17 protein-coding genes and 1 tRNA gene are annotated in these 14,396 nt (G+C 37.9%); 2 read left to right on the top strand and 16 right to left on the bottom strand.

What is annotated here, in order from left to right; genetic code table 11:
- Window positions 1–125: 125 nt before the first annotated feature.
- Together ABJG98_RS05005 and ABJG98_RS05000 are read right to left on the bottom strand one after the other, a co-directional pair.
- Window positions 126–199: transfer RNA gene (locus ABJG98_RS05005), tRNA-Arg, on the bottom strand.
- A gap of 34 nt (window positions 200–233) precedes the next feature.
- Window positions 234–605, bottom strand: coding sequence for a hypothetical protein (locus ABJG98_RS05000; protein WP_348278382.1), 372 nt, complete (start codon window positions 603–605; stop codon window positions 234–236).
- An 84-nt stretch (window positions 606–689) separates the two neighbouring features.
- Here ABJG98_RS05000 and ABJG98_RS04995 point away from each other — a divergent pair, with 84 nt between their 5' ends.
- A complete protein-coding gene (locus ABJG98_RS04995; protein WP_348278381.1) occupies window positions 690–836 on the top strand; it encodes a hypothetical protein in 147 nt (48 codons plus the stop codon).
- Here ABJG98_RS04995 and ABJG98_RS04990 read toward each other — a convergent pair.
- Window positions 833–1,672 carry an ion transporter gene (locus tag ABJG98_RS04990; RefSeq protein ID WP_348278380.1) on the bottom strand — a complete coding sequence of 280 codons (840 nt, stop codon included), beginning with the start codon at window positions 1,670–1,672 and terminating at the stop codon, window positions 833–835. The two genes, ABJG98_RS04995 and ABJG98_RS04990, sit on opposite strands and share 4 nt — an antisense overlap.
- Window positions 1,673–1,790: 118 nt before the next feature.
- Here ABJG98_RS04990 and ABJG98_RS04985 point away from each other — a divergent pair, with 118 nt between their 5' ends.
- On the top strand, window positions 1,791–2,864 hold the full coding sequence (locus ABJG98_RS04985) for a fasciclin domain-containing protein (protein WP_348278379.1): 1,074 nt from the start codon (window positions 1,791–1,793) through the stop codon (window positions 2,862–2,864).
- Between the two features lie 61 nt (window positions 2,865–2,925).
- On the opposite strand, the gene ABJG98_RS04980 is transcribed toward ABJG98_RS04985, so the two are convergent.
- The 13 genes from ABJG98_RS04980 to ABJG98_RS04920 form a co-directional block, all read right to left on the bottom strand.
- Window positions 2,926–3,888: an alpha/beta hydrolase gene (locus tag ABJG98_RS04980; protein WP_348278378.1), complete on the bottom strand. Its 963-nt coding sequence runs from the start codon at window positions 3,886–3,888 to the stop codon at window positions 2,926–2,928.
- Between the two features lie 83 nt (window positions 3,889–3,971).
- On the bottom strand, window positions 3,972–6,932 hold the full coding sequence (locus tag ABJG98_RS04975; RefSeq protein WP_348278377.1) for a TonB-dependent receptor: 2,961 nt from the start codon (window positions 6,930–6,932) through the stop codon (window positions 3,972–3,974).
- Window positions 6,933–7,084: 152 nt separating this feature from the next.
- Complete coding sequence (gldC, locus tag ABJG98_RS04970; RefSeq protein WP_348278376.1) at window positions 7,085–7,414, bottom strand: gliding motility protein GldC; 330 nt, start codon at window positions 7,412–7,414, stop codon at window positions 7,085–7,087.
- Window positions 7,415–7,454: 40 nt separating this feature from the next.
- Window positions 7,455–8,264, bottom strand: a complete 810-nt coding sequence (locus ABJG98_RS04965; protein ID WP_348278375.1) for a M48 family metalloprotease — start codon at window positions 8,262–8,264, stop codon at window positions 7,455–7,457.
- Window positions 8,261–9,187, bottom strand: a complete 927-nt coding sequence (locus ABJG98_RS04960) for a bifunctional riboflavin kinase/FAD synthetase (protein ID WP_348278374.1) — start codon at window positions 9,185–9,187, stop codon at window positions 8,261–8,263. The genes ABJG98_RS04965 and ABJG98_RS04960 overlap by 4 nt, the downstream gene beginning before the upstream one ends.
- A complete protein-coding gene (gene truB / locus ABJG98_RS04955) occupies window positions 9,174–9,848 on the bottom strand; it encodes a tRNA pseudouridine(55) synthase TruB (protein WP_348278373.1) in 675 nt (224 codons plus the stop codon). The genes ABJG98_RS04960 and truB overlap by 14 nt, the downstream gene beginning before the upstream one ends.
- A gap of 3 nt (window positions 9,849–9,851) precedes the next feature.
- Entirely contained in the window at window positions 9,852–10,637 is a 786-nt protein-coding gene (locus tag ABJG98_RS04950) for an undecaprenyl-diphosphate phosphatase (RefSeq protein ID WP_348278372.1), read from the bottom strand.
- Window positions 10,634–10,858: a DUF3098 domain-containing protein gene (locus ABJG98_RS04945; protein WP_348278371.1), complete on the bottom strand. Its 225-nt coding sequence runs from the start codon at window positions 10,856–10,858 to the stop codon at window positions 10,634–10,636. Before ABJG98_RS04945 ends, ABJG98_RS04950 begins: the two co-directional genes overlap by 4 nt.
- Before the next feature lie 2 nt (window positions 10,859–10,860).
- Window positions 10,861–11,751 (bottom strand): permease-like cell division protein FtsX, encoded by an 891-nt coding sequence (locus tag ABJG98_RS04940; protein ID WP_348278370.1) that lies wholly within the window; start codon window positions 11,749–11,751, stop codon window positions 10,861–10,863.
- A 49-nt stretch (window positions 11,752–11,800) separates the two neighbouring features.
- On the bottom strand, window positions 11,801–12,703 hold the full coding sequence (locus tag ABJG98_RS04935) for a hypothetical protein (RefSeq protein WP_348278369.1): 903 nt from the start codon (window positions 12,701–12,703) through the stop codon (window positions 11,801–11,803).
- A gap of 2 nt (window positions 12,704–12,705) precedes the next feature.
- Complete coding sequence (locus ABJG98_RS04930; protein WP_348278368.1) at window positions 12,706–13,245, bottom strand: RNA polymerase sigma factor; 540 nt, start codon at window positions 13,243–13,245, stop codon at window positions 12,706–12,708.
- A gap of 90 nt (window positions 13,246–13,335) precedes the next feature.
- A complete protein-coding gene (gene pdeM / locus ABJG98_RS04925) occupies window positions 13,336–13,965 on the bottom strand; it encodes a ligase-associated DNA damage response endonuclease PdeM (protein ID WP_348278367.1) in 630 nt (209 codons plus the stop codon).
- Entirely contained in the window at window positions 13,958–14,395 is a 438-nt protein-coding gene (locus ABJG98_RS04920; protein WP_348278366.1) for a DUF2147 domain-containing protein, read from the bottom strand. The genes pdeM and ABJG98_RS04920 overlap by 8 nt, the downstream gene beginning before the upstream one ends.
- Window position 14,396 lies beyond the last annotated feature (1 nt).

Below are 14,396 nucleotides of genomic sequence, written 5' to 3'. Positions count from 1 at the left end.
TGAATTTCGCTTCGCTACATTTCGAACCTTAAAGTCAACCGTTGAGGGTTCTCATCCTTCACCTTTTCGTTCTTTGGAAAGCTTAGAAATAAAAAAACACCTACTATAATAATAGGTGTCTGATGTGCACTCGGAAGGATTCGAACCCTCAACCCCCAGAGCCGAAATCTGGTATTCTATCCAGTTGAACTACGAGTGCAGAATTTGGGTTCGCAAATATAGAATTTACCAGACTAAAACGAAATCTTATCAACCGAACTGAAGCCCATTGATTCCATTTTACCAGACTTTCCTATTCCTTCTAGTTTAACTAAATCAATTTCAACTTCAAGCTTACTATTATCTGATTTAACCAAGATTACCCGATAGGTAGTTACCCCCTTTTTACGCTTGATGGTCTCTTTAAAACTTAAACGTTTGATATCCTTGAAGGAAACTTTGGCATTCTCACCTCGATAAGAGTAATTAATAGAGCTCGAGGATCCGCTCGCCTCATTCTGAAAAATCATCACATTAGATAAGCCAAGCTGATCTCCATTATTCTTAACCACAGTCACAGGACTCTGCGTGAGCGATAAAACTAGTGTTATTAGAAGCGTTTTCATAGATTAATACAATTCTAAATAAGTAAGTTACAAAAATCAAAAGATAGTTACCTTTTAGGGTGCTATATTTATGCCAAAAAAAGAATGGAAGAAAACGATTCGATGAAATTTTCTGAATGGCTGGATACCCTCACCATATCAGACACGGTAAATATCTTCTTAATGGCTGCATTTACTATCGTTATCCTTTGGCTCGTTGTTCGAACTTTCAGGGGTAAATCTTCCGCTTAAAGCTTAGCTGAGCAGTTTTTACAAAATATAGCCTCCTCTTCGTGACCAACTTCACCACAGGCAACACATTTCCGCTTAGCCTTTGACTCTTCTTTCCTTTGTTTCTTTTCTGCTTGTGCTATTTCGGTGGTTACAATTCCTGTGGGTACTGCAATTATTGCGTAACCCATAAGCATTAACAAAGAAGCTACTGCCTGCCCAAAAATCGTTTGTGGAGCAATGTCTCCATATCCAACTGTTGTAATCGTCACAATGGCCCAGTAAATGCTTCGAGGAATACTTGTAAATCCACTCTCTCCCCCCTCAATCATATACATAAGTGTTCCCATAATCATGGCCAAGGTGAATACGGCACCAAGAAAAACTAATATTTTATGTTTACTTGCTGCTAATGCATTGGATAGCACAGAAGCTTCTCTGAGATATCTACCCAGTTTAAGAATCCTAAAAATTCGCAATAATCGGATCGATCGGATCACAACCAAATAGCTACCGCCCGCGACAAATAGGGTTAAATAAGTAGGTAATGTTGCTAAAAGGTCAATAATTCCGAAAAAACTAAAAGCATATTTCTTTGGTTCCGCAGTGATGAAGAGTCTCAGCAAATATTCAATGGTAAACAGAATTGTGAAAAACCATTCTGAAATAAAAAATATATGATCGTAGGATTCTCCTATTTCGCGTACACTTTCAAGCATCACACTTAGCACACTCAACACGATAGCCCAAAGTAGTATTATATCAAAGAGCTTTCCAGCACGAGTTTCCGTGCCAAAAACTAATACAAACAATTGTTTTCTTAGATGCGGGAGATACTTGAATTCGGGATGAGACATAATTTTGAAACTAAGTCAACGTTTTGGAGCAGAAAAGTGTCTTGATTACAAACAATTCGCAACTTACGCGATTAATTAATTAATTTTAAATTAGTACGTTAACTTAAAACCAAATACAATGAAAAAATCAATTTTGAAGTATTTCAAAGCTTTCACCCTTATCGGAGTGGTGGCTTCATTTATAGCACTATCCAGTTGCGGTAGTGATGATGATGCCGGTCCAACTTTGACAGTTTGGGGAACTTTGGAAGCCGATGCTAGTCTATCATTGCTCAAAGGTGAATTTGAAGCATTTGCAGACATAGAGGCAACCTTATCAGATGAAGATGCAACCTTAACGGTATTTGCTCCGACAAACGCCGCTCTTAATACACTACTTGGAACTTTGGGTCTTGAAGACTTTAGCTCAGTTAATGGAGACATTGCAAGAGCTGTGCTTGAGTATCACATCGTAACTTCTGGTCAATTAGCTTCAAGTGCCTTAACTGACGGTTCTACTACTACGACAGAACAAGGTGAGGCTATTACAGTAACTGATGGTAAGTTAGTTACCGGTGCTACGTCTGATGCAGAGTTTGTGACAACTGATATCCAAACTACAAATGGGGTTATTCACATTGTAGATGTTGTACTTGTGCCACCTACAATTGGAGCTCAAATTGTAGCTACTCTTGGTACACTGGCTCAACCAGTAGCTTTGGGTGCTGATTTTACTACTCTTTACTCAGCAATCTTGAAAGCAGATGCAGCTGCCACTGATCCAACAACCACTATCATGGCGGCACTTATTAATGCAGATACTACGCTAACCTGCTTTTTCCCTACGAATGCCACTTTTGCAGGTGCAGATCCAGTTATCACTGTTGATACTTACGATGCAGCAACCTGGAATGCAATTATCAAAAACCACATTGTTTCCAAGCAAGGTGGAGCTACTGATGAATCCGTTGAAGAAGCTGATATGATCACGGGATTTACGGCTACAAGCGGAATTGGTGTTTCTTTATTCTTCGTAAATACAGGCTCAGCAACCAATGTTCCTGGCGGTCCAGGGATCTACATCGATAGTGATGGAGATTTCGATGCTCAGACTGGAGCTGGTTTAAATGGAGAAGTAGCACTGATCGATGCGGCTACAGCTCAGAATGGTAGAATACACGCTATTGCTGGTGTACTTTCACCGCCACAATAGACCAAAAACAATCAAAATAAAAAAGCCCCTCGATGAGGGGCTTTTTTATTTATGATTTCATTTAAATTTCTTCAATGATGATATTATGGAGGAATTCAGCTGACAAGTCTATGATCTCTTGGGACGTGGCGTCATCTGCATCAGATGAAAAATAACCGACATGTTGATCACTATCTTCGATCAGTATAAATTGACTACTCACATTGGCAGCTTCAAAAGCAGGTTGTAATTCGCACGCTCCATATGCAAGGATAGGAAAAGGAAAGACATCAGTTGCTTCATAATTGCAAGGAACTACAGGGTCACCAGATTCGTGGACCATAAATATTGGAGGATCGTCGCTGGTTACCCACACATCTCTGAAAAGAGAACCGGAAAAACTTAAAACACCTTTCACCTCATAGGAAGCAACTACATCATTCGTATTACCTTCAAATCCACCATGAGTATTTATGTGATCCAGTAAATAGTCAGGAATTGCTGTATCGGTAGGATCTAAGTATGCGACATGATTCGCCATTATCGCACCTGCTGAGACTCCACCAGCAAAGATCATATCTGCGTCCACACCATACGAGTTTATTGTCTGAGCATCATTTCTAAGGTATCTGATAGCAGCCTTCATATCTGCAATTGTCAAAACTACACCTTCGCTAAAGGCTACAGAATCACTTATTGATACATCATTGATTAGGCGATATCCTATACTGGCAACCACATAGCCCTTTTTAGCATATGCTATGCACAAGTCTTTTATTGAAGTTTTAGTGCCGCTTACAAATGCTCCACCATGTGCCAATACCAGCAATGGTCTATTTGATTCGGAATCTCCTGAAGGTTCATAAATATCTAGTGATAGATCTTTAGCTGTTCCTACCAATGCTGCATTATTGCCATATACTATTTCAATTGACACATCTGCGTCTGCAAATAAATCATCCAAATACCTGGTTCCCGCAGGACCATCATCATCCCCACAACTTAGCATTGAAGCAACAAAGAAAAGTGCTATTATTTTTTTCATAATTATATGTTCATTTAAACGTAAAAGGCCGCTACCTAATAAACACATAGGTAGCGGCCTTGTTTTTATTTCTCAATTCTTCATTAGTTCATCAACTCATCAAAGGTTAAAGAAACATAATAGATTGAGCCAATATTAGGTCCACCCAAACTTTGAATATATGGATCCCCCATGATATTGGATCCCCCAAGCTTAACAATCGACTTGAGCTCATCAAATTTGTAAGATACTTGTGCATCAAATGTTCCATAAGATGGCACATCACCTATTGCAAAAGACGATTCCCATCTGAAGGCTTCTTGCCATCTATATGTAATGTTGAATCCGATATTATCGGTTAGTTTTCTATTGCCGAAGTTCAAATTGAATTTATGCTCAGGAGTGTTGAATTCTGAAAGGTTATTTGAAGTAAATCCTCCTATCAACTTATTCCAGCTATAATTACCACCAACAGTATATCCTTTTGGAAGGTTATAAGTAAGTCCTAATGCCGCACCCTGAGAAGTCACTTTATCATCTAAGTTTGAATAAATCTGTGCCGTATTACCTGTGAAAACTCCATCACTGACACGTGTTAGTGCACTTCCATTTAAAATGGTGAGGTAGTTAGGATCTCCAACAGCTGCACCAGCAGATGGTGCTGTAGCACTTGTATGCTCAGTAGCAACTACAATCCGAATCTGTGTAATAAAATCCGTATACGTGTTGTGATAATACACTGCATCTACAAGTAGTTTATTAGCAATTAAGCTTTTATAGCCAACTTCAATAGATCGCACTTCCTCAGGCACAACAGGTTTGATATCTGCCTCTGTGAATGGTTGGAGTAATCCAACATCTCCTGCATCAAAGCCATCAGCAAAAACACCATTTCTAAAATCAAGAACAGAACCTCCGGTATAGGCCAATGGTAAACTTGTTGAGCTGGTACGAGCCAGATCGTAGGTATCATAATTTTCCTGTAATCCACCAAGCAGTCTAGTCGTGATTGTATTTAGATCTATGTATTGTCCCTGAGTGGTCGGATTTCTAAACCCTGTCTGATAGGAAGCTCTAATATTGTGATCGTTTGCAACCGTATAAACAGCAGATATTCGAGGGTTTACTTGACCATCGAAATTTTGATTCTTATCAAAACGAACAGAACCACTCAACTTTAAATTATCAGTAACACTTCTCGCAACTTGAGCATAAGCTCCATACTCGTTAATTTGTATTCCACCATCAGCATCTGGGAAAATGGTTCCATTGGATCTTAAGTCAAAGATCTTATAAGTAGCTCCTACCTGTAAATCCACAGCATCGATTTCATTTTTAAAATCGTATTGAAAATCTGTCTGATACATTTTTGTCGCATCGTTAAATTTAGGTCCTTGTGGTACTACACCATTCTGAGCTGAATTTTTAATACTTTGAAATGAGGCTGATGATGGATCTAGTGTATTTAAACCAAAAAATCCATCGGTCTGAGTTCGTGCAAAACTATGTGCGCCTTGTTGTACCAAAAGTGCTGCATTTGGATCTGTTTGCTGCAGCGCAGCTAGATCACCAGGATTAAATCCTTCATTGTAAAGGTGCTGAAGATAATTAACACCATAATTTGCCAGATAAGACGATACCTCACCACCAAATAATGATTCATTAACCTTCAACGCCAAAAACTCTGTAATATATGAGTCGCCTGAATCTTCAAAAGTTCCGTACGCTCGAATGAAGAAATTATCCGCCCTTAATTGGAGTCTGTGTTGTTGAATGCTGAAGTTTGAAAGCGAGTAGCGCTGCGCACCAGTATATATACTAGTCCCAAAACCGCCATTATATAAATAACTAAGCTCAAGGTCATCATTCAGTCTGTAGTACAATCCTGTATTAAACTTTAGGTTTTCTGATCCATAATCAATTAAGTCAACCTCGCTAAAAGGTGTAACTGATGTGACGTGATTAGGCAAGTCTCCTGCATCAGAGTAGTTTTTAGCTGTGAGTCCAGACTCAAAATTTCTTCCTTGCGCCAATGTGTTAAACGATGCGCTAAATGGGAATATTGCTAAGTTGATAGAGGCTTCATCTCCGTGTAAATGCAATCGATCAGCTCCAGGGTTTTCACCACCGATACTTGCAAAAGGATTATTTTCTGCATTTCTATCAAATGTAGAAGTCCCGTGCCAGTCGTCTGCATAAGAATATGTGGCATTTACCTTGAAGGCAAATTTGTTATTGAAAGCACGTGCATACCTTACTGAGAAAGTATTTAGCAGTGCAGCGTCTTGATCGGTATTACTTCCCACATGGTTAACTCCGGTCTTTGCATAAGCGCTGAGACCTTGATATTCAAAAGGGTTTTTACTATTCACCAACAATATGCCATTAAATGCATTGGGACCATATAAGGCCGATGAAGCTCCAGGTATCAACTCCACACTTTCTACGTCTAAAACAGAAGGTCCATTTAGGTTTCCAATTGGAAAGTTTAGTGCTGGAGCTTGTGTGTCCATTCCATCAATTAGCTGAACAAATCTGGTATTTCCAGTAGATCCAAAACCCCTTGCATTGATAATTTGAAAGTTGATACTACTCGAAGCAACATCAACACCCTTCAAATTTGCTATTGCTTTATAATACGTATCGGCTGAGGTATTTTGAACTGCCAGAATATCCATTTTTTCAATACTGACTGGAGATTGTAGAATGTTTTCCTCAACTCTTGACGCAGATACAACTACTTCTTGCCCTAGTAGCGTAGATTCTGCAAGTTTGACATCTAAGGCTTGACCGGAGGATGTGACCTCAATCTCTTGCCTTTCATATCCAACATACGTTATTACTAATGTTATGGGAGGAGCAGATTTAACGGTAAGTGAAAAATCACCATTCACATCAGTTATGGTACCAAGGACTGTTCCCTTTACCAATATTTGGGTACCAATTAGAGCTTCTCCAGTCCCTAGATCAGTGATTTTCCCTGTTACTGTCGTTTGTGCGTAGAGGAAACTAATGCAAATAGTTAATAAAGCACTGAGAATCCATTTTGTAATGTTCCGGTTCATATGGGTTGATGTTTAGCGAATTAACTTCGGTATTTAGGTAGAAATTTAACCATAAATTCCAGCTTATGGCAAATAATATATAAACCGCTGAAAGATATTATGCATGCATAATATTAATGATTTTTGGCGAATTATTGGATTAAATGATGCTTCTAGCCCTCATTTTTTACATGTTCCACTAACTTATCACACAATGATGAAATCTCATGATTCATAAATTCATCGCCGGTAGCATTAAGCACACTCTGTGCTAAACCGCCTAAGCAGTCAATGTAGAAATGCTTCATTTCATCTAACGGCATATCTTTCGACCATAAGTCTATCCGCATGGTGTTTTTATTCTCATGATCCCATAATGAGAGGCTTATCGATTTAGTTTCTGAAGGACCTGGCTGCTCCTTTTCATCCGCATCCCACATTATTTTTTCAGGAATATTTTCCTTATCCAACTCAACTACGAATTTGATTTCTGACTTTTTCATTACTATTTATACGATTTTAAAATGATTCATCGCCGTTTATTTACGGCAGGGAGTTTCTGAAAGATTGATACCTGGAGGCAGACTCACTATCCACTTCAGCATTGCAACCACTTGCTGATATTACTTCTTCTATGTACTCAAGTCTTGATTGTTCTAGCTGATGAGCAGCAATAAACTGTGACTGCTGATTTGACTGTATGTTAAGTGTTTTTGAGAAAAAAAGACCTCCTGACTCACATGACTGTGTTGTTTCTATTAACATAGAAATTGCAAGTGTATCAGCTTGTATTTCATTGCCCCTTGTGAAGGATAAAAAATCAGCTGATAGTTCCAAATCACTTATGATACTTTTCAAATCTGAATCATTGCCAAAATTCGCAATACTTTTCAGCCCATTTACTCCATATTTAAAGAATAATGCTTCTGCGATATGAGACTGATCAATATGGGCTACTAAATGAGCAAGTAATCCTGAAAACTGATCTTCATTATCCAGAAAGAATATCATACCTGATGAGACATAGATATGACCGCCAGGAAATGCAAAAGCTTGTCTATTATCATCATCTATCAAGTAGATAGTCCAGGTAAATTCTTCGCTTTTGGAAATTGCTGATGTAGCCGTTATTTCCGCCAATCGTGAATTAGCATATCCATAAGGGATACTATTTCCGGTTGTGGGTATAATACTAAATTCAGTATCAGCTGCAAATGCTTCTGCGAGCCTCTCACCAAGTGCTATTTCATCCATTTCGGTAAAATCCGTGAGTTCATCCGTTTTCTTGCAAGACGATAACAGATGAACCATCACCAGGATCAAAATCAATATGGATTGAGTTTTAAATCTCATGTAAGAATACTTAACGCTATTTCTTTGTCTTTATTCAACTGTTCCTTTAAAGCTTCCAGGCTATCAAACTTCATTTCCTTCCTAAGAGCCTTGACAAATTCAACTCTCACTTCCTGACCATAGATATCTTCCTCAAAATTAAACAAGTGTGCTTCTATTGTCCGCTCCCTTCCGTCAACAGTTGGCTTAAAACCAATATTGAGCATACCTAAATATTCAAAACCCCTTACAAAAGCCTTAATTGCATATGCTCCATCTGCTGGCAAGAGTTTATACGTCTCAGATACATGAATATTCGCTGTGGGAAATCCCAATGATTTTCCTTTCTTATTGCCATCTACAACTTTGCCACAAATCGAGTAATTCCTACCCAATAATGAATTTGCTAAATGGATTTCTCCGCTCTCAAGTGTGTTCCTGATTTTAGTAGAACTTACTCCTATGTGATCAATTTCTTGTTTTGAAATTTCATTGACTGCAAAACCGTATGGTGAGGAATGTTCCTGTAAGAATTGAATATTACCTTCTCTATTGTTACCAAAATGATGATCGTAGCCAATGAAAAGTTGTTTTGTCCCCACTTGATCAACTAGTATTTTTCTCACAAACTCATCTGCGCTAAGGTTTGAGAATTGAGGCGTAAATGCAATTTTAAGTATGTAGTCAACACCTAATTCTTTCACGATTTCCACCTTTTCTTCAAAGGTTGTCAAGAGCTTAAGCTTATCTGCATCCTTTTTGAGTATAAATCTTGGATGTGGCCAAAAAGTGATCAATACACTCTTTCCGTTGTTTTCTTTTGCTTCCTCAACTAACCGCCTTAAAATAGTCTTGTGACCAATATGCACACCATCAAAGGTGCCTATGGTAACAACGGCATATTCAAGTTTCTCAAAATCGCTTAAATGATCAACTACTTTCATGATGCTGACGAATAAACTCATCCAAATCTACTGCATCTGACAACTGATATTCACCAACACTGGTTCGGACCAGATTCTTCAAATACCCTCCTACTCCAAGCTTTTGACCAAAATCATGAGCTAAGCTTCTAATATAAGTACCTTTTGAACAGGCAACTTTGAACCGTATGTTAGGTAAATCTTCCGTTTCGATCAGAAAATCATGTATCGTAAGTAATCTGGGTTCAAGTTTCACAGCTTTATTTTTACGAGCCTTTTTATATGCCCTTTCTCCGTCAACTTTTATCGCCGAATGAGCAGGTGGTACTTGAGAAATTTCACCCAAAAAAGTTTCTCTAACCTCTTCTAAATCCTTTTGAGTAATGTGAGACCAATCAGCTTCACTATCAAACTCAGTTTCCAAGTCATATGAAGGTGTAGTTTTTCCAATCTCTATAGTTCCTTCGTATGACTTATCTAGTCCTTGAAGCTCATTGAGTTTTTTGGTGAATTTACCTGTGCCTATAATCAATAATCCAGTTGCAAGTGGATCGAGTGTTCCGGCGTGACCTATCTTTTTTACTTTCAAAGTAAATCTCAACTTCTTTACTACATCAAAAGAAGTCCAGTCAACAGGTTTATTGATTAGTAACAGTCTGCCTTCTTCGTAAGTATTCTCCATTTTTTAAGCAGCTATTATTGCAATGAATCCAACGATAAAACAGTAAACAGCAAAGTAGCTGAGTTTTCCTTTTTTGACGATTTTAATCATCCATTTGCAGGCAACGTAACCAGATACAAAGGCAGCCAAAAAACCCACTGTTAGACTTAGTACATCGATTGTATGGATGGATGGATTTTCTGTGTAATCGAGTAACTCTAGTAGGCTTGCTCCTATGATTGGCACCAATACCATCAAAAAAGAAAAACGTGCAGCTCTGGATCGTTCAACGCCTAATATCAGGGCAGTTGCAATCGTGGATCCTGACCTTGATATACCTGGAAGTACGGCAAAAGCTTGAGCTATGCCAATAAAGATGGATCCCAAAAATCCCACCGGTTTATTTCCGTCTTTTTTAAAATGTGCAAACAGCAGCAGGCCTCCAGTTATCAATAACATTGATCCAACCAGAAATAAATTTCCCACAAATAATTCTTCAATTTGATCTTTATATAAAACTGCTACCACAAAAACAGGAAGCATTGAAATAAGAATCTTAGTGGCAAACTGAGTTGAATCATTCCATTGAAACTTAAAGATGTCCTTTAAGAGAACTAAAATATCATCCTTAAACACAGCAATCGTCGCCAATGCTGTTGCTAAATGGACAACAAGAGCAAATAGCAAGTTGTCTGAACTTTGGGCATCTAAAAGAACTGATCCAATTTCAAGGTGACCACTACTACTTACAGGTAAAAACTCTGTTAATCCCTGGATAATCCCCAGAATAAGGGCTTCTATCCAACTCATTCAGAATCTGACTTACTTTTTGGCTTATGGAAAATGGCAACAAACTGGATGATAAATCCAAGCATCACAACAATTGGACCTAGGGTAAGACCCATAAAACCGAAACCATAAGGTTCAGTATCCATCGTCATAAGAATAAAACCCAACGCCAGCACTACAACACCGACAATCATGATCTTATAATTAGCTTTAGTAAAAGCAAGTTTTCTTTTTTCTGACATTATTAATATAGTTCGTCCAAAGACATTTTTAAATATTTTTTGATAGCTCGTAAGGAGCTGAAATAGCCTACGATAATTCCCATGATAAGGATTAAAGAAAATAGAATAAGGAATCCATTTGTATCCTGAAGTTCTTCAAGTCCTTCTATGATACTATTCATATAAATGGTGAAACCGTAAATTATACCACACGAAAAGATTCCAGCAAACAAACCGTACATCATGGATCGATAGAGAAAGGGTCGTTGAATGAAGGAACTTGTCGCGCCTACCAATTGCATGCTCCTTATTAGAAATCGCTGAGAAAACAGGGCGAGCTTTATCGTATTGTTAATTAAAATAATTACAACAATTAGGGCGAAAATGGCGATGCCGAGCAAAATAAAGCCAATCTTGGTGAGGTTTTCATTAATACTTTCAATGAGACTTTCCTCGTATTCAACTTCAAATACACCTCTGATGCCTTCAATTTCTGCTTTTATCTTATTTAGACTGTCCAGAGCCTGATAGCTTCCTTTCACTTTAACTGCGAAAAGATCTCTCAACGGATTTTCTCCTAGAAAATCTTTAAAATCTTCGCCGGTTGCTTCAATAAATTGTTTAGCAGCTTCCTCTTTGGTTATTAAAACAATTTGCGGTGCATCTTTAACCAAGGTATATGGTTTGGCGGCAATAGCAGTCCTGATTTTTGTTATATCAGATTGATTGATATTCTTGTTGAGATAAACTTGAACTTCAACACTTTCCTGGATGCGGGTACCTAGACGAGAACTGTGCAAGACCAACCAACCAAAAAGCCCTAAAACCAAGAGCGCCACTGTGATACTAAATACCACACTGGCAAATGGATAACTTCCAAGTTTTCTTTTTTTTCTGGTTTTCTTCTCTTCCATTAAGCCACGAATTTAGACAAAATGGAGATGCTTTGGAATGTTACTGTGGCTACTTATTTTCCCTCAATAGCTTAAGTTCGCTTATTATATTAGAATTAGTAACCCTTGGTAATTCAGTAAGCTTGTCAGCGATTCCTACTTTGTAGTAGCTTCCAAGGTAATAGACATAAATTCGTCTTCCGGTTGCACTATTGATTTCTAGTATCTCATAAGGTGCTTTATCAAAATCACCATTAAGGAAAAGCTTGCCATCATAATACTTGTACTTTATGACATTGCTTTTTGAGATTTCAGACTGGACATCAATAGGTGCTTCTTTTGTACTTTCAGCACTATTTGGTATTTCATCTAGTCCAGTCGCTGCAAATTCTTCATCATTAATAGATTCTGCATTTGGTGCTTCAAAAGCAGGCTTGAATGACTTTTCGACACTCTCAGTTTTAGTACTTACTTCTTCTTCTTTTGAAGATGTAGTCATTTTCTCTACTAATTTATCATGCACCTTAACTTCAACAAGCTGAGTTGGCTTATCAAGGATATTGGTTTCTGAAGTTTCTCCTTCTTCTGCTAAATCCCACATGAATTCAATTGATTCTACTTTTGGAGCCACTACTGTAGCAGTTTCACCTGAAATCGGTAAGTCAGATTTCTTCCCATAAAAATAGATTCCTGTTCCAATTATTGAAGCAACAATTACGCCTCCAAGAGATTTCATCAAAGCAGATTGCTGTGCAAATTCAATCCATGTTGGACCCACATTGATAGCATCAAGTCTGGATTTTAGTTCGAGTTTTCGATATTCCTTAAGCCCACTTACGATATCTGATTGAAAGTCGCTTTCAGCTTTAATAGAAGGATCAGACTCAAGCATATTTTCAAAGTCAGTCATCTCTGACTCACTCATCTTGCCTGAATGATAATTATCGATTTGCTCTTGGTTTAGTTTCGTCATGGCTAATCAAAAAAGTCTTCTGTGGTGTATTTACTTTTTATTAAACTATCTAGTTTCTTCTTACACTTATACTTCTTCGTTTTGGCGGTATCAGTGTTTGCAAAGTTCATCTTCTTGGCTATTTCTTGCATTCCCAACCCATCGAAATAGTAATAGGTTAGAACTTTCTTACACACATCACCCAACTCTCCAATGCAATCCATAACAATTTTTAGTCGCTCCTTAGCATCATGCGTTTGATGTTCTTCTCCATCAACAGTCTCTGAGCTAAGACGGCTCTTTCGATCCAATTCCTTCCTCCATTGGTTGAGACAGATGCTATATAGGTAGGTGCTGATCTTAGATGTTAAAACCAGTTTCCCACTAGCAGCTTTCTGCCAAAAAGCGAGTAAGGCCTCTTGATATACGTCTTTCGCCTCGTCCTCAGTGCCATTATTGGATAGAACAATCTTGGCCATCATCCTATAATATTTCTTATAGAGATGATCAAGTACGCGTTCGTCTCCACGACTAATTCGCTCCAATATCTCACTGTCCTTCATACACCAAGCCAGTTTTTAATACGATTAAAATCAATAAAGTAACCCCTCGATGGTGAGTAAGCAGGGCTAGGATGTAAAATACGACAAATCTCACGTTAATTCAATGACTATTCCCTCAGCTATTCCAAATACGCGATCTTCTTTTTGAGGATGGATTTTTTTGATTCCAGTGAATTGACCGAAAGCTGGAAGAAGGCCGTGATTATTTGAAAAACAAAAACAGGGCATTGTTATGCTTTGCCGAGCTTTACCTTTGATAGTAATACCCGGATGTAGGTGACCAGAAAGATTATAATATGAAGATTCTTCTTTGATATGTGTGAATGAAAATGGTGAAAGGTGCAATAGAGGAGTCATCTCAAGTGCCAGAGGATAATTATCTAGAATATCGTGATTACCCTCAATTAGCGTAAACTTTACAAAATCATAGACTTCAAGAAATCGAAGAAAGTCTTTCCATTCATTATTTTCAAAGCTGTGAAATAAATCACCGAGTAAGATTACCTCTTTTGGTCGATGTTTTTGGATCAGTGATTCCAGAATTTGAAGGTCTGTAAGGTGAATTTTTTTTGATATTGGAATACCATGTTTTCTAAAGTGTCCGGCTTTTCCCAAATGAAGGTCTGATATAATTAAAATACGTTTGGACTCCCAAAAAACCGCTCGTTCGGGAAGCAAGGTCAATTGCTCTCCTTTTATTGTTATAACAGATTTACTCACCTATGAAGGGTAACCATGTTTGTGTACGATAAAAAAAAAGCAAATATCCTCTTACCTTAAGTGTGCCATCCTCTCCTATCCAGAGCTTGCAATCATATATATTCCCATTTTCAGGATCCATTATTTCTCCTTTGTGATACTCTTTGTCCTTTTTATTGTATTTCATATCACTAATGATCTCCATTCCTATGATTTTTTTGTCTTTGCGGTAATCATCACATTTATCGCAAATAGGATCTGGATCTTCACCTTCTTCGCGATATAGTTTTAAGATTTTACCGAAGTACTTCCCTTCTTTTTCATAAATCTCAACTACAGATCGAACTTTTCCTGTTTCATCATCTATCGTTTTCCAGGTACCCACAATGGACTGAGAGAATGATGCTGACATAATCAGAAACATTGCTGAATACAGTTTAGCTTTTTTCATG

The sequence above is a fragment of the Ekhidna sp. genome, from assembly GCF_039960695.1.
Taxonomy (GTDB): Bacteria; Bacteroidota; Bacteroidia; order Cytophagales; family Cyclobacteriaceae; genus Ekhidna.
The sequence above is the reverse complement of the archived record's forward strand: the minus strand, read 5'-3'. Positions and strand labels throughout refer to the sequence as shown.